17 protein-coding genes are annotated in these 18,401 nt (G+C 63.6%); 1 reads left to right on the top strand and 16 read right to left on the bottom strand.

Translation table 11 applies throughout. The annotated features are described in order from the left end of the window. Nucleotides 1-7: 7 nt before the first annotated feature. Complete coding sequence (locus ACK59L_RS15525; protein WP_058637158.1) at nt 8-463, top strand: DUF721 domain-containing protein; 456 nt, start codon at nt 8-10, stop codon at nt 461-463. A gap of 177 nt (nt 464-640) precedes the next feature. On the opposite strand, the gene lpxC is transcribed toward ACK59L_RS15525, so the two are convergent. The 16 genes from lpxC to mraZ form a co-directional block, all read right to left on the bottom strand. Beyond that, on the bottom strand, nt 641-1,552 hold the full coding sequence (lpxC, locus tag ACK59L_RS15520) for a UDP-3-O-acyl-N-acetylglucosamine deacetylase (RefSeq protein ID WP_023534425.1): 912 nt from the start codon (nt 1,550-1,552) through the stop codon (nt 641-643). Nucleotides 1,553-1,664: 112 nt separating this feature from the next. Then, nucleotides 1,665-2,861: a cell division protein FtsZ gene (ftsZ, locus tag ACK59L_RS15515; RefSeq protein WP_058606149.1), complete on the bottom strand. Its 1,197-nt coding sequence runs from the start codon at nt 2,859-2,861 to the stop codon at nt 1,665-1,667. 55 nt (nt 2,862-2,916) lie between these two features. Next, nucleotides 2,917-4,176 carry a cell division protein FtsA gene (gene ftsA, locus ACK59L_RS15510; protein WP_023534383.1) on the bottom strand — a complete coding sequence of 420 codons (1,260 nt, stop codon included), beginning with the start codon at nt 4,174-4,176 and terminating at the stop codon, nt 2,917-2,919. A gap of 14 nt (nt 4,177-4,190) precedes the next feature. After that, nucleotides 4,191-5,060, bottom strand: coding sequence for a cell division protein FtsQ/DivIB (locus tag ACK59L_RS15505; RefSeq protein WP_058606148.1), 870 nt, complete (start codon nt 5,058-5,060; stop codon nt 4,191-4,193). Nucleotides 5,061-5,065: 5 nt separating this feature from the next. Beyond that, nucleotides 5,066-6,022 carry a D-alanine--D-alanine ligase gene (locus tag ACK59L_RS15500; protein ID WP_167338524.1) on the bottom strand — a complete coding sequence of 319 codons (957 nt, stop codon included), beginning with the start codon at nt 6,020-6,022 and terminating at the stop codon, nt 5,066-5,068. Then, nucleotides 6,019-7,446, bottom strand: a complete 1,428-nt coding sequence (gene murC / locus ACK59L_RS15495; protein WP_181405482.1) for a UDP-N-acetylmuramate--L-alanine ligase — start codon at nt 7,444-7,446, stop codon at nt 6,019-6,021. The genes ACK59L_RS15500 and murC overlap by 4 nt, the downstream gene beginning before the upstream one ends. A 13-nt stretch (nt 7,447-7,459) precedes the next feature. After that, entirely contained in the window at nt 7,460-8,539 is a 1,080-nt protein-coding gene (gene murG, locus ACK59L_RS15490; protein ID WP_409274559.1) for an undecaprenyldiphospho-muramoylpentapeptide beta-N-acetylglucosaminyltransferase, read from the bottom strand. Beyond that, the gene (ftsW, locus tag ACK59L_RS15485) at nt 8,529-9,743 is read right to left on the bottom strand and encodes a putative lipid II flippase FtsW (protein ID WP_058637160.1); all 1,215 of its coding nucleotides are present in this window, start codon (nt 9,741-9,743) and stop codon (nt 8,529-8,531) included. Before ftsW ends, murG begins: the two co-directional genes overlap by 11 nt. Continuing rightward, nucleotides 9,740-11,086 carry a UDP-N-acetylmuramoyl-L-alanine--D-glutamate ligase gene (gene murD / locus ACK59L_RS15480; protein WP_409274556.1) on the bottom strand — a complete coding sequence of 449 codons (1,347 nt, stop codon included), beginning with the start codon at nt 11,084-11,086 and terminating at the stop codon, nt 9,740-9,742. The genes ftsW and murD overlap by 4 nt, the downstream gene beginning before the upstream one ends. 6 nt (nt 11,087-11,092) lie before the next feature. Then, nucleotides 11,093-12,175 carry a phospho-N-acetylmuramoyl-pentapeptide-transferase gene (gene mraY, locus ACK59L_RS15475; protein WP_015271711.1) on the bottom strand — a complete coding sequence of 361 codons (1,083 nt, stop codon included), beginning with the start codon at nt 12,173-12,175 and terminating at the stop codon, nt 11,093-11,095. Beyond that, nucleotides 12,175-13,542 carry a UDP-N-acetylmuramoyl-tripeptide--D-alanyl-D-alanine ligase gene (murF, locus tag ACK59L_RS15470; RefSeq protein ID WP_196135099.1) on the bottom strand — a complete coding sequence of 456 codons (1,368 nt, stop codon included), beginning with the start codon at nt 13,540-13,542 and terminating at the stop codon, nt 12,175-12,177. The genes mraY and murF overlap by 1 nt, the downstream gene beginning before the upstream one ends. Beyond that, nucleotides 13,535-15,022, bottom strand: a complete 1,488-nt coding sequence (locus ACK59L_RS15465) for a UDP-N-acetylmuramoyl-L-alanyl-D-glutamate--2,6-diaminopimelate ligase (protein ID WP_409274554.1) — start codon at nt 15,020-15,022, stop codon at nt 13,535-13,537. The genes murF and ACK59L_RS15465 overlap by 8 nt, the downstream gene beginning before the upstream one ends. Then, complete coding sequence (locus ACK59L_RS15460) at nt 15,022-16,770, bottom strand: penicillin-binding protein 2 (RefSeq protein ID WP_167338592.1); 1,749 nt, start codon at nt 16,768-16,770, stop codon at nt 15,022-15,024. The genes ACK59L_RS15465 and ACK59L_RS15460 overlap by 1 nt, the downstream gene beginning before the upstream one ends. Next, the gene (gene ftsL / locus ACK59L_RS15455) at nt 16,770-17,063 is read right to left on the bottom strand and encodes a cell division protein FtsL (RefSeq protein ID WP_023534348.1); all 294 of its coding nucleotides are present in this window, start codon (nt 17,061-17,063) and stop codon (nt 16,770-16,772) included. Before ftsL ends, ACK59L_RS15460 begins: the two co-directional genes overlap by 1 nt. Continuing rightward, the gene (gene rsmH / locus ACK59L_RS15450; protein WP_058604950.1) at nt 17,060-18,007 is read right to left on the bottom strand and encodes a 16S rRNA (cytosine(1402)-N(4))-methyltransferase RsmH; all 948 of its coding nucleotides are present in this window, start codon (nt 18,005-18,007) and stop codon (nt 17,060-17,062) included. Before rsmH ends, ftsL begins: the two co-directional genes overlap by 4 nt. After that, the coding region (gene mraZ / locus ACK59L_RS15445; protein ID WP_409274551.1) for a division/cell wall cluster transcriptional repressor MraZ at nt 18,004-18,401 on the bottom strand (398 nt) is incomplete at its 5' end. The genes mraZ and rsmH, both read right to left, overlap by 4 nt.

Genomic DNA, 18,401 nt, shown 5'->3' with positions numbered 1-18,401 from the left:
TACACCCATGGCCTACAAACCCTCCCCCGCCCAGCCGCCATCGGCGCTACTGCGCCAGGTTCGCCCGCTGCGCCTGCTGCTCAACCAGGCCGAGCGCCTGGAGCACCTGCAACGTCTGGTCGAAGGCCAGCTGCAACCGGCTGCACGCGAGCACTGCCACGTGGCGTCATGGCGCGACGGTACCCTGCTGCTTGTGGTCACCGACGGGCACTGGGCCACGCGCCTGCGTTACCAGCAAAAGCGCCTGATGGCGGCATTGCAGGCAACCGATGCGTTCGGCAACCTCAGGCGTATTCTGTTCAAGGTGCAGCCACCCCTGGTGCCCGCCAAGCGCGGCGGGCATGCGGCCGAGTTGTCCAACAGCGCAGCCCAGAGCCTGCTGCAGACGGCCGAAGGCATCACTGACGCGAAACTGCGGGCAGCACTAGAGCGCCTGGCGGCGCATGCGCAGGCCAAAGACTGAGCGCCAGTTCTGGCGTGCGGAGCAGGCCAGGCCAGACGATGCCCAAGACAGCAGGCAGAAGGACTGCGAAGCTTGGTCAGGCGCCCTACCAACTAACGTCCTGGCAATTGCTGCATGAAGCCGCCCATAAAAAAGGCCACCCGAAGGTGGCCTCAATGAACTAGAGAGTGTTCGAGCTTACACAGCCGCGACAGGACGCATATACGAGATCGGCGCCGTGCTGGCATCTTCGAAAGTGACCACTTCCCAGGCATCGGTTTCGGCAATCAGCTTGCGCAACAGCTGGTTGTTCAGCGCGTGGCCGGACTTGAAGCCCTTGAACTCGCCAATCAGGCTGTTGCCCAGCAGGTACAGGTCGCCAATGGCATCGAGAATCTTGTGTTTGACGAACTCGTCTTCGTAGCGAAGACCGTCTTCGTTCAACACGCCTTCCTCGTCGACCACAATGGCGTTTTCCACACTGCCGCCCAGCGCAAGGTTGTGCTTGCGCAGGTATTCGATGTCACGCATGAAGCCAAAGGTGCGGGCGCGGCTGACTTCCTTCACGAACGAGGTGCTGGAGAAGTCGACGCTTGCGCTCTGGGTCCGGTTGCGAAGCACCGGGTGATCGAAGTCGATCTCGAAGCTCACCTTGAACCCTTCGAAAGGCAGGAAGGTGGCGCGCTTGTCGCCCTCTTGCACTGTCACCTCACGCAGGATGCGGATGAACTTCTTGGCTGCGTCCTGTTCTTCCAGGCCGGCAGACTGAATCAGGAATACGAAAGGTCCGGCGCTGCCATCCATGATCGGTACTTCCGAGGCGGAGAGCTCGACGTAGGCGTTATCGATGCCCAGGCCCGCCATGGCGGAGAGCAGATGCTCGACCGTATCGACCTTGACGTCACCGTTGACCAGCGTCGTGGACATGGTTGTCTCGCCGACATTGGCCGCACGCGCCGGGATCTCGACCACAGGGTCGAGGTCGGCGCGGCGGAAGACGATGCCGGTGTCAACAGGCGCAGGCTTGAGGGTCAGGTAGACCTTCTCCCCAGAGTGCAGGCCGACACCTGTGGCACGGATGGTATTCTTCAGGGTGCGTTGTTTAATCATGGCATTGGCCGCTTCAGCGCAAATTGCGAACAGTTATCAACAAAGGCTGGCGATAATACCAGACCCAACCTTTGATGAATACCAATCACCTTCATAGCCCTGATAAATTTCATTAATCAGCCTGACGACGCAGGAAGGCCGGAATATCGAGATAATCCAGGTCATCCTGAGGGTTCAGCTTGGCCGCAGCTGCCGCACCCGCGTGCGCCTGGTTGCGCATGACGGTCGGGCGCTCCAGATCACGGTAGTTGACCGCTGGCTGCTCCTGACGCGCAGGGGCAGGGTTGGATGCCTCGTAGACCTGCTGGGCAGTCTGCAGGGTGTTATCCACCACCTTGACCGGCTTCTCGATGCGCGCACCCAGACCAGTCGCCACGACGGTAACATGCAGCTCGTCGCGCATGTCCGGGTCGATCACGGTACCGACCTTGACCATGGCATGGTCGGAGGCGAACGCCTCGATGATGCTACCCACGTCGGAGTACTCACCCAGGGACAGGTCCGGACCTGCGGTGATGTTGACCAGGATGCCACGGGCGCCCTGCAGGTTGACGTCTTCGAGCAGCGGGTTGCGGATCGCCGCCTCGGTCGCCTCGCGAGCACGGTTCGGGCCGCTGGCGCAGCCAGTACCCATCATGGCCATGCCCATTTCACCCATCACGGTACGCACGTCGGCAAAGTCGACGTTGATCATGCCTGGGCGCTTGATGATGTCGGAGATACCGCGAACGGCTCCGGCCAACACGTCATCGGCCTTGGCGAACGCGGACAGCAGGCTTGCGTCCTTGCCCAGGATGGTCAGCAGCTTCTCGTTGGGGATGGTGATCAGCGAGTCGACGCTTTCGGCCAGCATGCGGATGCCTTCATCGGCGATCTGCATGCGTTTGCGACCTTCGAACGGGAACGGACGGGTCACCACTGCAACGGTGAGGATGCCCATTTCCTTGGCCACTTCGGCGATGATCGGCGCTGCACCGGTACCGGTACCGCCGCCCATGCCTGTGGTGATGAACACCATGTTGGTGCCTTGCAGCACTTCGGCAATGCGCTCACGGTCTTCCAGCGCGGCCTGACGACCGACTTCCGGATTGGCGCCAGCACCCAGGCCCTTGGTCACGCCAGTGCCCAGTTGCAGGATGGTGCGCGCACCAATGTTCTTGAGCGCCTGGGCATCGGTGTTGGCGCAGATGAACTCCACGCCCTCGATGCTGCTCTTGACCATGTGATTGACGGCGTTACCACCACCACCACCGACGCCGATCACCTTGATGACCGGGCTTTGCGGGACGTTGTCTACGAGCTCGAACATTTTCCCTCTCCTTACAGTTCTCTAGTTGTCGCGCCTACCACTACTGCTTTGAAACTTAGAAGTTGCCTTGTACCCACCGCTTGAAGCGCTCAAGCACTGGGGCCTTCGGTTCATCGCCATAGCTGTTGTTGCTGCTGCTGTTGCCGGTCAAGGGCAGGTCTTCGGTCTGCTTGTGCAGCCCGTAGGTAAGCAAGCCCACACCGGTGGAATAAATCGGGTTGCGTACCACGTCGCTCAGGCCGCGCACGCTGTGCGGCACGCCCAGGCGTACCGGCATGTGGAAAATTTCCTCGGCCAGCTCGACCGCGCCTTCCATCTTGGCGGTGCCGCCGGTCAGGACGATGCCGGCGGGCACCAGGTCCTCGTAACCGCTGCGACGAAGTTCAGCCTGGATCAGGGTGAAGAGTTCGTCATAACGCGGCTCGACCACTTCGGCCAACGCCTGACGCGACAGTTCGCGCGGAGGACGGTCGCCAACGCTTGGCACCTTGATGGTTTCACCCGCACCTGCCAGCTTGGCCAGGGCGCAGGCGTACCGAATCTTGATTTCCTCGGCATACTGTGTGGGCGTACGCAGGGCCATGGCAATGTCATTGGTCACCTGGTCCCCGGCAATCGGGATGACCGCGGTGTGGCGAATCGCGCCTTCGGTGAAGATCGCGATGTCGGTGGTGCCGCCGCCGATGTCGACCAGGCACACGCCCAGCTCTTTTTCGTCGTCGGTCAGTACCGAATAGGCCGATGCCAGTTGCTCGAGAATGATGTCGTCGATTTCAAGGCCGCAGCGGCGTACGCACTTCTCGATGTTCTGCGCGGCATTGACGGCGCAGGTCACCACATGAACCTTGGCTTCCAGGCGCACGCCCGACATGCCGAGCGGTTCGCGCACCCCTTCCTGGTTATCGATCACATAGTCCTGGGGCAGCGTGTGCAGCACCCGCTGGTCCGCCGGAATGGCCACCGCCTGGGCCGCATCGAGCACACGCTCAAGGTCGGCCAGGCTGACTTCGCGATCGCGAATGGCGACGATGCCATGGGAGTTCAGGCTGCGGATGTGATTACCAGCGACACCCACGAAGGCCGAGTGGATGCGGCAACCCGCCATCAGCTGTGCTTCTTCGACGGCGCGCTGGATCGATTGCACGGTGGACTCGATGTTCACCACCACGCCTTTTTTCAGGCCGCGGGACGGGTGAGTGCCGATCCCGACGATTTCCAGCGTGCCGTCTTCGCCCACCTCACCTACCAAGGCCACTACCTTGGAGGTACCGATGTCCAGCCCGACGATCATTTTGCCGCTATGCGCGTTTGCCATGGTCCTGCCTCTCTCTAATTCTTCGCAACGGCGGGTTGGGCCGTCGTCGGTGCAATCGGTTCCCGCCAGCCAACGGCAAGCCCGTTGGCATATCGCAGATCGATGCGGGCGATATTGGCGATCTGCTCTTTAAGCGTCTTGTCGTAAATGGCAATGAAACGGCGCATCTTCTCGACCAGATGGTCGCGCCCCAGCAGCAGCTCGATACCGGGCGCTGCGCTGCTCGCGCCCGTGGTCAGGAACCAGCTGCCTCGTTCGCGCAGCTCCAGGCGCGCGATGGAGAAGCCTAAGGGGCGCAGCATCTGGCTCAATATCTGATACTGCTGCATGACCTGCTGCTGGGCTCGCTGGGGGCCGGCCAATTGTGGCAGGTGCTCGTAGTTGGCCAGTTCGCGCGGCGTGAAGGCCTGGCCCTGGTTGTTGAGCAAGGCGGCATCACCCCAGCGCGCCACCGGCAGTTGTTCCTCGAGGCGAATCACCACTTCATCCGGCCATACCCGGCGCACTTCTGCATGGGCGATCCAGGGCATCTGCTCAAGCTCCTTGCGCATCGCCGGCAGGTCGACGGTGAAGAAGCTTGCGGCCACGTAGGGTGCGATGCGCTGCTGCACCGACTGCTGGCTGATGTAGGTCAGGTCGCCCTGCACGTCGATCTTGGTGATCGGCCGGTCGGCATACGGCATGAGCCGTATGGCCCCCTCGTAGGCGCCGAAGCCTGCGGCTACCAGCAGCACCGGCCACAGCAGGCGCTTGAGGCCGCCCAGGCTTGGACGCGGCAGGCGCGCCGATACGGGCTCGTCGGCCACCAGCCGGCTGGCACCACGCGGCACCGGCTTGCTGCGGCCGGTAACGGGTTGCTGCTGACGTACCATTGCGCCCTGCATGATGATTAACCTCGCGTCGCCACGCTGTCGGCCAGGATCGCCAGCACCAATTGCTGGAAGTCCAAGCCGGCCGCGCGGGCCGCCATGGGCACCAGGCTATGATCAGTCATGCCTGGGGCGGTGTTTACTTCGAGCAGCCAGAACCGGCCCTGCTCGTCCTGCATCACGTCCAGCCGTCCCCAGCCTTCGATGCCAATGGCATCGCAGGCGCGGGCAGTCAGATCGATCAGTTCCTGCTCCTTGGCGCTATCGAGCCCACAGGGAATGCGGTACTGGGTATCGTTGGCGATGTATTTGGCGTCGTAGTCGTAGAACACGTGGGGCGTTCCCAGGGCAATCGGCGGCAGCACCTGCCCGCGCAACACCGCAATGGTGAACTCCGGGCCGTGAATCCACTGTTCCACGAGTACCTGAGAATCGTATTTGGCGGCCTCTTGCCAGGCGGCGACCAGTTCCTGCTCGCTGTTCACCTTGGCCATGCCGATGCTGGAGCCTTCATGGGCAGGTTTGACGATAAGCGGGAAGCCCAGTTCCGTACTGGCACGCAAACAATCGCTTTCGCTGGCCAACACCGCGTGCCGCGGGGTGGGGATACCCAGGCTCTGCCACACCTGCTTGGTGCGCAGCTTGTCCATCGCCAAGGCAGAAGCCAGGATGCCGCTGCCGGTGTAAGGAATGCCCAGGCACTCGAGCAGCCCTTGCATGCTGCCGTCTTCACCACCGCGGCCGTGCAGGATGATGAAGGCACGGTCGATTTTTTCGCTTTGCAGACGAGCAAGCAGGTCATCGCCCACGTCGATGGCGACGACGTCCACGCCGGCGTCGGTGAGCGCGCCAATCACGGCGGCGCCAGACTTGAGCGAGACTTCCCGCTCGGCGCTCTTGCCCCCATAGAGCACGGCGACGCGACCGAACGCCTTGACGTCCAGGGTGCTGGGCAATGTGTCGTAGGCGCTGGTCATTTCGACGTCTCCTGCACGGCGCCGGCAAACAGCGGGCTTTTCATCAATTGCGGAGCCAGGCCGCCGACATCGCCGGCACCTTGGCAGATCAGGATGTCGCCGGCACGCAGCAACGGCTGAACCAGCGGCGCCAGCTCGGCGCCGCGCTCGATGTAGATCGGGTCCAGCTTGCCGCGCTGGCGAATGCTGTGGCACAGCTGGCGGCTGTCGGCCCCCGGGATCGGCTCTTCGCCGGCCGGGTAGACTTCCATCAGCAGCAGCACGTTGGCATCACCGAGCACCTGGACGAAGTCGTCGTACAGGTCGCGGGTGCGGCTGTAGCGGTGCGGCTGGTAGACGATCACCAGCCGGCGGCTTGGCCAGCCGCCACGCACGGCCTTGATCACGGCGGCCACTTCAGTGGGGTGATGACCGTAATCGTCCACCAGCATCACGCTGCCGCCCTCCACGGGCAGCTCACCGTACACCTGGAACCGACGGCCCACGCCCTGGAACCCGGAGAGCCCCTGGAGAATGGCCTGGTCGGGAATGCCTTCGTCGGTGGCGATGGCGATGGTCGCCAGTGCATTGAGCACATTGTGATTGCCCGGCATGTTCACCGAAACCTCCAGCGGCTCACAGTCGCGGCGCAAGACGGTGAAATGCGTCTGCATGCCTTGCTGACGAACATTGATGGCGCGGATATCGGCTTCTTCGCTGAAGCCGTAGGTGACCGTCGGGCGCTTGACCTGGGGCAGGATCTCGCGCACCACCGGGTCATCCAGGCACATGACGGCCAGGCCATAGAACGGCAGGTTGTGCAGGAACTCGACGAAGGTCTTCTTCAGTTTGTTGAAGTCCCCTTCGTAGGTGGCCATGTGGTCGGCGTCGATGTTGGTGACCACGGCGACCATCGGTTGCAGGTGCAGGAAGCTGGCGTCGCTTTCATCGGCTTCGGCAATCAGATAACGGCTGGTGCCTAGCTGGGCGTTGGTGCCCGCTGCAGTCAAGCGGCCACCAATGACGAACGTGGGGTCCAGCCCACCGGCGGCGAATACCGAGGCCAGCAGGCTGGTGGTGGTGGTCTTGCCGTGGGTGCCGGCCACGGCCACGCCATGGCGGTAGCGCATGAGTTCGGCCAGCATCTCTGCCCGTGGCACCACGGGAATGCGACGTTCCAGGGCAGTGGCCACTTCAGGGTTGGCCGGGTTGATGGCGCTGGACACCACCAGCACGTCAGCGGTCGCAGCGTTCTCTGCACGATGGCCAACGAAGATCTGCGCGCCGAACGACTCCAGGCGCTCGGTCACAGGCGAGGCCTTGAGGTCCGAACCGGATACCTCGTAGCCCAGGTTCAGCAATACCTCGGCGATACCGCACATGCCGACACCGCCGATACCCACGAAATGGATACGACGAATACGGCCCATCTTGGGCTGGGGCATGGCTTTCTGGCTCTCAACCACGGGCCACCTCCAGGCAGATATCGACGACGGTGCTGGTTGCAGCAGGTTTGGCCAGGCGCCTTGCGGTACCGGCCATGACAGTCAGTTTCTCGGGTTGCATCAGCACCTCGTTCAGGCGTTCAGCGAGCTGCGCTGCGCCAGTTGTCGCTTGTGGCATCAGGAAGGCAGCGCCTTCGCGGGCCAGATAATGGGCGTTATGGGTCTGGTGGTCATCGATCGCATGGGGCAAGGGCACCAGCATCGAGGGCAGGCCCGCTGCCGCCAGCTCGCTGACGGTCAGGGCCCCGGCACGGCACACCACCAGGTCGGCCCAGCCATAGGCTTGGGCCATGTCCTTGATGAAGGGCTCGACCTGCGCCTGGACACCGGCTTGGCGGTATCGCTCGGCGGTGATCGACGCATGTTGCTTGCCAGCCTGGTGGAACACCTGGGGCCGCACGGCTTCGGGCACTTCGGCCAGCGCTTTAGGCAACAATGTGTTCAAGGGTTCCGCGCCCAGGCTACCGCCGAGCACCAGCAGGTGCGCTTGACGCTGGCCAAGCGCAGGACGCTCGGCATCCATGAACAGTTCGGCACGCACCGGATTGCCTGTGGTGCGGCGCTTTTCACTGGCCGGGAAGGTGTCGGGGAAGGCTTCACATACCCGTGCGGCCAGGGGTACCAGCGAGCGGTTGGCGGTGCCGGCGCGGGCATTTTGCTCATGAATGATCAGCGGCACCCCGCAAAGGCGCGCCGCCACGCCGCCGGGACCTGTGACATACCCGCCGAAGCCCAGCACACAGGCAGGCTTGAGCGTGCGGATGATGCGCCGGGCCTGCAGCACGGCCTTGACCAGGGTCAAAGGGGCCTTGAGCAGCGATAGCTTGCCCTTGCCACGCAGGCCGCTGACTTGAATCCGATGCAGGGTAAGGCCGGCCTGGGGCACCAGTTCATTCTCGATCCCTCGCGGGGTGCCCAGCCAGTGCACGGTGTAGCCACGCGCCTGGAACTCGCGCGCGCAAGCCAGCGCTGGGAACACGTGACCGCCGGTTCCGCCGGCCATGATCAATACGTTCTTGTCTTCAGCGGCCATGGGCAGGCTCCTCGGCAAAGTCGCTCTCGCTGAATTCATGTTCTTCGCTGCCCAGATGGGTACGGCTTTCCCATTCGATGCGCAGCAGCAGCCCTACGCACGCGCAGCAGATGACCAGCGAGCTGCCGCCATAGCTGAGGAACGGCAGGGTCAGGCCCTTGGTCGGCAGCAGGCCGACGTTCACGCCAATGTTGATCAGGAACTGACCAATCCACAGGAAGGCCAGGCCAAAGGCCATGTACGCGGCGAAGAACTGTTTGGCTTTCTCGGCCCACAGCCCGATGTAAAGCGCGCGAATGGTGACGAAGACGAATAGCGCGATGGTGACCAGCGAGCCAACCACACCCAGCTCTTCGGCCAGCACCGAGAACACGAAGTCGGTGTGCGCTTCAGGCAGGTAGAACTGCTTCTGCACGCTGTTGCCCAGGCCCACGCCCAGCCACTCGCCCCGCCCGAATGCGATCAGGGCCTGGGTCAACTGGTAGCCGGAGCCAAACTGATCGGACCAGGGGTCGGTGAAGGTGATCAGTCGCGCCATTCGATAGGGCTGCGCCTGCACCAGCACAAACACCGCCACGACCGCCAGCACCACCATCAGGCTGAAGCGGAACAGTCCCACCCCACCCAGGAACAGCATGGCAGCCGCGGCCCCCATCATCACCACGGTGGCGCCAAAGTCAGGCTCCATCAGCAGCAAACCGGCCATGGGCAGCAACACGATGAACGGCTTGAAAAAGCCCATCCAGCTTTCGCGTACCTCGGTCTGCCGGCGTACCAGGTAGCCGGCAAGGTAGATGACCACGAATACCTTGGCGATTTCCGAAGGCTGGACGTTGAAGAAGCTGAAGCCGATCCAGCGCATCGAACCGTTGACCTCGCGCCCGATGCCGGGCACCAGCACCATGACCAGCAGGCCAAAGGCACCGAGCAGCATCATGAACCCCATGCGCTGCCAGGTGGCGATCGGCACCATCATGGTCGCGCCACAGGCAACCAGCCCGAGGAAGACGTAAACCAGGTGCCGGTACATGTGATAAAGCGGGTTGCCGGACTGGACGGCGGCCACTTCCGAGGAGGCGGAGGTGATCATCACCAGGCCCAGGCCCAGCAGCGCCAGGCAACCGGCCAGCAGAGGGAAGTCCAAGTCGATGCCACGGCCGCTGATCAGCGGCGACGGATAAGGCTTGAGGATGCCGAAGATCATGCCAGTGCTCCCGCTGCCTGGGCAAACAGGCGCCCGCGTTCTTCGAAGTTCTTGAACATGTCGAGGCTGGCGCAGGCTGGCGACAGCAGCACGGCATCACCGGGCTGTGCCAGTTCGGCGCAGCGCTGCACAGCGTCGTCCAGGGAGGCTACCCGCACCAGCGGCGCAGCATCGCCGAGGGCCTGGACCAGGCGTTCAGCATCACGGCCAAGCAACACGACGGCGCGGCAATAGCGCCGGATCGGTTCGCGCAGCGCGGCAAAATCGGCGCCCTTGCCGTCGCCTCCGGCAATCAGCACCAGCTTGCCTTGCGTATCGGCACCCAGGCCTTCGATGGCTGCCAGTGCGGCGCCCACGTTGGTGGCCTTGGAGTCGTCGTACCAGTTCACCCCGTTGCGCTCACGTACCCACTGGCAGCGGTGAGCGAGCCCCGTGAATTCACGCAGCGCCTGCAGCATCGGCTCGAAGGGCAGCCCTGCAGCATGGCCCAGGGCCAGTGCGGCCAGCGCATTGCTTTGGTTATGAGCACCGCGCACCTTGAGTTCGCGCACCGGCATCAGGGCCTGGAACGCGAAGGCAAGGTATTTCTCGCCGTCCACCTCGCGCAGGCCGAAGGCCTTGAAGTCGGGCTCGCCCAGGCCAAAGGTCCAGCAGGGGCGGCCTTCGACCGGCAGGGGACGGCTGAGCGCGTCCTGGCAATTGACCACCACCTGCCGCGCACCCCGGAAAATGCGGTGCTTGGCCAGGTGGTAGGCCGGCAGGCCACTGTAGCGGTCCATGTGGTCTTCGCTGATGTTCAGCACCGTGGCGACTTCGGCATTGAGCTGGTCGGTGGTTTCCAGCTGGAAGCTGGACAGCTCCATCACGTACAGCTCGACGTCATCGGCCAACAGGTCCAGGGCCGGGGTGCCGAGGTTGCCGCCAACCGCTACGCGCTTGCCCGCCCTGGCGGCCATTTCGCCGACCAGGGTGGTGACGGTGCTTTTGGCATTCGATCCACTGATGGCGATGATCGGTGCCTTGGCGTTGCGCGCAAACAGCTCGATGTCGCCGGACAGCTTGACCCCGCGGGCAGCGGCTTGTTGCAGCGCCGGCGTAGCCAAGGCCAAGCCTGGGCTGACGTACAGCTCGCTGGCGCGGCACAGGAAGTCCACGTCAAGCTCGCCACAGCGTACTTCCACCTGCGGGTAATCTCGGCGCAGGGTTTCCAGTTCCGGCGGTTGCTCGCGGGTATCGGCGACCGCAAAGGCAATGCCCCGGCTCGCCAGGAAGCGAACCAGGGACATGCCGCTCTTGCCGAGGCCGACAACGATGCGGAATTGGTCGGAAGCGATCAGTGACACGCGCATCTACCTCAGTTTCAGGGTGGCAAGGCCAATCAGCACCAGGATCACGGTGATGATCCAGAAGCGGACGATCACGCGTGGCTCTGGCCAGCCCTTGAGTTCAAAGTGGTGGTGAATCGGCGCCATGCGGAACACGCGCTTGCCGGTCAGCTTGAAGGAAGCGACCTGGATGACCACGGACAGGGTTTCCATCACGAACACACCGCCCATGATGAACAGCACGATCTCCTGGCGCACGATCACGGCAATGGTGCCCAGCGCCGCGCCCAGCGCCAGAGCGCCCACGTCGCCCATGAACACTTGTGCCGGGTAGGTGTTGAACCACAGAAAGCCCAGGCCGGCACCGATCAGTGCGCCGCAGAACACGATCAGCTCACCAGAGCCGGGTACGTACGGGATCAACAGGTACTCGGCGAATTTCACGTTGCCTGACAGGTAGCAGAAGATGCCCAGCGCCCCGCCAACCATCACGGTCGGCATGATGGCAAGGCCATCCAGGCCATCGGTCAGGTTCACGGCGTTGCTGGAGCCGACGATGACGAAATAAGTCAGCACCACGAAACCGATGCCCAGGGGGATGGTAACGTCCTTGATGAACGGCAGTATCAGGGTGGTCTCGACACTGGTCGGGGCCGTCTTGTAGAGGAACACGGCCGCAGCCAGGCCGAACACCGACTGCCAGAAGTACTTCCAGCGACTTGGCAGGCCGCGGGAGTTCTTCTCGATGACCTTGCGGTAGTCGTCGACCCAGCCGATGGCACCGAAGGCCAGGGTAACGATCAGCACCACCCAGACGTAACGGTTGGTCAGGTCGGCCCACAGCAAGGTACTGACGGCAATGGCAGACAGGATCAATGCCCCGCCCATGGTCGGCGTACCGGACTTGGACAGGTGCGACTGCGGCCCGTCATTGCGAACGGCCTGGCCGATCTGGCGAATTTGCAGGGTACGGATCATCCACGGCCCCAGCCACAGCGCCAGCGACAACGCGGTAAGCACCCCGAGAATCCCGCGCAGGGAGAGGTACTGGAAGACCGCGAAGCCTTTGTGGAACTGTTGCAGATACTCGGCCAACAGCAGCAGCATTAATGTTTCTCCCCGCTGGCACCGCACAGTGCAGCCACGACATTTTCCATCGCAGCGCTGCGCGAGCCCTTGATCAAGATAGTGGTATCGCCGGCATTTTCGGCACTGACTGCTTCGATCAGCGCGGCCTGCGTAGCGTAATGGTGGCCATGGGTACCGAACGCCTCGACGGCGTGCGCCATGTTGGCACCCACCGCATACAAGGCGTCGACCTTGCCGCGGGCGTAGTCACCCACCTGACGGTGACCTTCCTGCGCCCACTGACCCAGCTCGCCAATTTCTCCAAGCACCAGGACGGTGCGTCCGGAAAAGCCGGCGAGTATATCAATGGCGGCACACATGGAGGTGGGATTTGCGTTGTAACTGTCGTCGATCACGCGAGCGCCGCTCGGGGTGACCTGCGCCACGGTGCGGCCCTTGACCGGCTGGACCGCAGCCAGGCCGGCAGCAATGCCCTGCAGGCTGATGCCCACGGCATGGGCGGCGGCGGCGGCGGCCAAGGCGTTGCTGACGTTGTGCACGCCCAGCACGTTAAGTTGCACCTGCGCCTGCCCGCCTGCCCCGTGCAGGGTGAAGGTCGGGCAGCCGCGGGGGTCACGGCCAATGTCACTGGCATGGAAGTCGGCACGGGTATCGTCGAGCGCAAAGCTCACGATCCGGTGATCGCCGGCACGGGTTCGCCAAGTGTCGAAGGCCTTGTCGGCCAGGTTGAGAATGGCGGTACCGCCCTCACCCAGTCCTTCGAGGATTTCGCCCTTGGCCTCGACGATTTTCTCCGGGCCGCCGAATTCACCCACGTGCGCGGTGCCGGCATTGTTGATGATGACCACTTGGGGCTGAGTCAAACCCACGGTGTAGCGAATTTCGCCGATGCGCGAGGCGCCCAGTTCGATGACGGCGGCGCTGTGCTCGGGGGCGATTTCCAACAAGGTCAGCGGCGCGCCCAGGTCATTGTTCAGGTTGCCGCGTGTGGCATGCACCAGGCCGCGCGTGCGCAGGACACTGGCGAGCATTTCCTTGACCGTGGTCTTGCCGCTGGACCCGGTAATGGCCACAACGGGCTTGTCGAAGGCCGCCCGGTTGAGTGCACCGAGCTGGCCAAGGGCCAGGCGGCAATCGGCGACCACCAATTGCGGCAGGTCGACGCCCTGCACTTCGCGTTCGACCAGCGCCGCCACGGCGCCCTTGGCCTTGACGTCAGTCAGGTAGTCATGGCCGTCAAAGCGCGGGCCGGCCAGGGCAACGAAGAGCTGCCCCGGCGCGACGCTGCGGCTGTCGATGCTGACGCCATCGAAGCGGGCATCGGCGCCGGTCAGGCGACCCTTCAAGGTGGCGCTCACCTGGCTAAGCGTCATCGCCTCAAGCATTGGGGGCCTCCCAGGCTGCGAGTGCCTTTTCGGCCTCGGTCAAATCGGAAAACGCATGGCGCTGCGCGTTGATCTCCTGATAGTCCTCGTGTCCCTTGCCGGCCAGCACGATGACGTCGTCGGCAGCGGCACCGGCGATCAGCTGGGCGATGGCCTCACCGCGACCGGCCACGAACGCCACCTCGACCGGCGCCGTAAAGCCGGGCCGAATATCGTCAAAGATGCGCATTGGGTCTTCGGTCCGCGGGTTGTCGTCGGTCACCAGCACCCGGTCGGCCAGACGTTCGGCCACTTCTGCCATCAGCGGGCGCTTGCCCCGGTCACGGTCGCCGCCACAGCCGAACAGGCACAGCAGTTGGCCGTGGGCATGGGGGCGCAGGGCCTGGAGCACTTTTTCCAGGGCATCGGGCGTGTGCGCGTAATCGACCACCACAAGGGGCTTGTCGCCGCCGCCCAGGCGTTGCATGCGGCCAACAGGGCCGTGTAACTGCGGCATGACCTTGAGGATCTCGTCCAGGGCGTAGTCCAACGCCAGCAGGGTCGCCACGGCCGCCAATACGTTGCTCAGGTTGAAGCGACCCAGCAGCTGCGTGCGCAACGTGCGCTCGCCCTGGGCGGTGACGAGGGTGGCGCAGACGCCATCGTCGTCGAACTTGGCCTTGGGGCAGTACAGCGAGGCGTCCGAGTGCTCCAGGCTGTAGGTGATCAACCGGGTATCGATACGCTCGGCCATCGGCTTGTGAGCGTAGGCGTCAGCCAGGCGGCGACCGAAGTCGTCGTCCAGATTGACCACTTGGCAACGCAGGCTTGGCCAGGCAAACAGCTTGGCCTTGGCCGCTTCGTAGGCCTGCATGCTGCCGTGGTAGTCGAGGTGGTCACGGGACAGGTTGGTCATCACCGCGATGTCGAACGCCAAGGCCGCTACACGCCCCTGTTCCAGGGCATGGGAGGACACTTCCATGGCCACGGCCTTGGCGCCTTGTTTTTTCAAGTCGTACAGGGTCGACTGCACGGCGATCGGGTCAGGCGTGGTCAGTCGACCGCTTTTCAGCTCGCCGTAGAAACCCGTCCCCAGGGTACCCACCAGGCCGCAACGCTGGCCCAACAGGTCGAGCGCCTGTGCCACCAGTTGGGTGACGCTGGTCTTGCCGTTGGTGCCGGTCACGCCTACCAGGTTCAATTGGCGGCTGGGCTCGCCATAGAAGCGCCCGGCGATGTCCGACAGCTGGGCGATCAGGCCCTTGACTGGAATCAGCGGTACATCGGTCAGCGGCAGCACCGTGGCGCCCTGTTCCTCGTAAGCCACGGCGGCAGCGCCACGGGCCAGCGCGTCGGCGATATGCTCGCGGCCATCGACCTTGGCCCCAGGCACTGCCAGGAAAAGGTCGCCTGGGCGCACGTTGCGGCTATCGAGGGTCAGTTCACGAATCAGCGGGTCGCGGCTGGCATGGGCGAAGAGCTTGCTCAATGGCATTGTCATTATCCACGCCCTCCGTTGGCGGCTGCTGCATTGACTTGCGATTGGCTTGCCGGCGCTGCCGGCGCAGGTGGCGGCAGGTTGTCTGGCGGCACGTTCATCAGCCGAAGGGTGCCGGACATGACCTTGCTGAACACAGGTGCCGATACCAGACCGCCGAAGTAGCCGCCTTTGCCGGGTTCGTCGATTACCACGACGATCGCATAGCGCGGGTCGCTCATCGGGCCGAAGCCTGCGAACAGCGAGCGATAGGCATTTTCGGTGTAGCCCTTGGAACCCACCGTGGCTTTACGCGCGGTACCGGACTTGCCGGCCACGTGGTAGAACGGCACCTGGGCACGGAACACGCCGCGCGGCGCCTCGATCACTTGCTGGAGCATGCCCTGCACGGTTTCTGCGGTTTCCTTGGGAATCGCCTGGACGGCTTCGGGCGCCTTGTCCACCTTGAGGATCGACAACGGCACCATCTTGCCGTCGTTGGCCAAGGCTGCATAAGCGTGCACCAGCTGCAGAGCGGTGACCGAAACGCCGTAACCGTACGACAGCGTGGCCGTTTCGGCCTTGCGCCACTCCCGGTGGTTGGGCAGGTTGCCGACGCGCTCGCCCGGGAAACCCAGGCCGGTGTACTGGCCCAGGCCGACCTGGGACATGACCCGGTAGATGGCTTCGCCGCCGATATCGAAGGCAATCTTGCTCATGCCCACGTTACTGGAGTTGATCAGAATGCCGGTCAGGTCGAGGATCGGACCCTCGCTTCGGGACACGTCCTTGATGGTATAGCGACCGATCTGCAGACTGCCCGGGTAAACCTCGACCTTGTCGGTAGGCTTCCAGCGGCCGCTTTCCAGTGCGGCACTCATCGAGATCGGCTTGACCGTGGAGCCAGGCTCGAACACGTCGATGATGGCCCGGTTGCGCATGGCCGCCGGGAACATGCTGCGGCGGTTGTTGGGGTTGTAGGTAGGCTGGTTGACCATCGCCAAAACCTCACCGGTCTTGACGTCCATGATCACCAGGCTGCCGGCCTTGGCGTCCTGCTCGGCGATGGCGTTGCGCAGTTCGCGGGTAGCCAGGTATTGAAGGCGCAGGTCAATCGACAACGCCAAGGTCTTCCCTGCCTTGGCGTTCTTGGTGACCTGGATGTCCTTGATCAGGCGGCCGCGCCGGTCCTTGATCACCTGCCGCTTGCCCGGTACACCGGCCAGCCACTCGTCATAGGCCAGCTCGACGCCCTCGCGACCGTGATCGTCCAGGTCGGTAAAGCCGACCATGTGGGCGGTCACGTCGCCGGCAGGGTAGAAGCGGCGGAACTCTTCCAGCCCATAGACGCCTGGTACCTTCAGGTCCAGCACATGCTGCCCCTGCTCCGGGGTCAGGCCGCGGACCAGGTAGATGAACTCCTTGTTGGCTTGCTGGGTCAGGCGCTCGGTGAGCTGCTGGGGGTTTTGCCCCAGAGCAGTTGCCAACTGCGGCCAGCGGTCGCGCGAAGCCTGCATTTCCTTGGGGTTGGCCCACAGCGTGGTGACCGGCGTGCTGACCGCCAGCGGCTCACCGTTGCGGTCAGTGATCAAGCCACGGTGCGCAGGGATGGGAATGTGGCGCAGGCTGCGTGCATCACCCTGCCCCTTGAGGAAATCGCGGTCGACGACCTGCAGGTCGATGATGCGCCAGCAAATGGCACCAACCATCAGCGCCAGCAGGCCGACGACTACACGGAACCGCCAGGGGTAGAGTGCGCCTTCGAGCTTCATCATGGCGCCACCATCCGCACTTCGTCAGCGGCTGGCACGCGCATCTTGAGCTGCTCGGTAGCCAGGTTTTCGATGCGACTGGCCGCTGTCCAAGTGCTTTGCTCCAGGATCAACCGGCCCCATTCAGCCTGGGCCTTGTCCCGCTCGTTGAGCTCCCCGTACAGGGTATTGAGCAATTGCCGGTTCCAGTGCGCGCTGTACGACACGGCAATGGCCGAGCCCAGCACGCCGACGAACAGCATGAGCATGAGGAAGCTGCCGCCAGGCAGAGGTTTGGCGAACAACTTGCTCACCGCAATTTCTCCGCAACACGCATCACTGCACTGCGTGAGCGGGGGTTGGCCTTGAGCTCTGCATCGGAGGCGAACTGGGCTTTACCGATCAGCTTGATCGTGGGTTCGAACACCTTGTGCTGCACGGGCAGGTTGCGCGGCAGGTTGTCAGCTTCGCCCTTGGCCAGTTTGCGCATGAACAGCTTGACGATGCGGTCTTCGAGCGAGTGGAAGCTGATCACGGCCAGGCGACCGCCAACCTCCAGTGCGTCGATGGCCGCTTGCAGGCCGGTTTCCAGGTCGCCGAGTTCGTTGTTGACATGGATACGCAGGCCCTGGAACGCGCGGGTGGCTGGGTTCTTGCCCTTTTCCCATGCAGGGTTGGCCACCTTGAGAACCTCGGCAAGGTCGCCTGTACGGGTGAACGGCTGCTTTTCACGGCGCTCGACGACTGCACGGGCCATACGGCCGGCAAAGCGCTCCTCGCCATACTCCTTGAATACGCGGGCGATTTCCTCGACCGGCGCGGTGGCAATGAATTCGGCGGCGCTGATGCCCTGGTCGGGGTTCATGCGCATGTCCAGCGGCCCGTCATTGAGGAAGCTGAAGCCACGCTCCGGGTCGTCAAGCTGTGGTGAAGACACGCCCAGGTCCATCAGTATCCCGCTCACCTTACCGTGCAGGCCGCGCTCGGCCACTTCTGCACCCAGCTCGGCAAAGCTGCGCTGCACAATGACAAAGCGGCCGTCTTCGGCCGCCAGCGCTTGCCCTGTGGCAATCGCTTGTGGGTCTTTGTCAAATCCCAACAGCCGCCCTTCTGGGCCGAGCTTGCTGAGGATCAGCCGACTGTGTCCGCCACGGCCAAAGGTGCCGTCCAGATAGCAACCGTCGGCGCGCAAGGCCAGTGCCTCGACAGCTTCGTCGAGCAGGACGGTAATGTGGTTGAAGCCGCTATCTATGGTCACAGGATCAGGTCACGCAATTCGTCGGGCATGGCGCCCGGTTGTTGGATAGCTGCGAGGTCGGCTGCCGAAACCGTGTTCCAGGCTTCCTCATCCCACAGCTGGAATTTGTTCAGTTGCCCCACCAGCATCGCCTTCTTGTCCAGCCGGGCGTACTCACGCAAGCGGGGCGGCACCAGGAAGCGACCACTGCCATCAAGCTCAAGGTCGACCGCGTTACCAATCAGCAAGCGCTGCAGGCGGCGGTTTTCCTCACGAAGCGATGGCAAGGCTCGCAACTTGGCTTCAATTTGCTCCCACTCATCGAGCGGGTAGACGCACAAACAGGGATCGACAGCGTCAATGGTCACGATCAGCTGCCCGCTGCACCGCGAATCGAGCTCGGCACGGTACCGGC

The sequence above is a fragment of the Pseudomonas sp. KCJK9111 genome (genome assembly GCF_046231935.1).
Lineage (GTDB): Bacteria > Pseudomonadota > Gammaproteobacteria > Pseudomonadales > Pseudomonadaceae > Aquipseudomonas > Aquipseudomonas parafulva_B.
The sequence above is the reverse complement of the archived record's forward strand: the minus strand, read 5'-3'. Positions and strand labels throughout refer to the sequence as shown.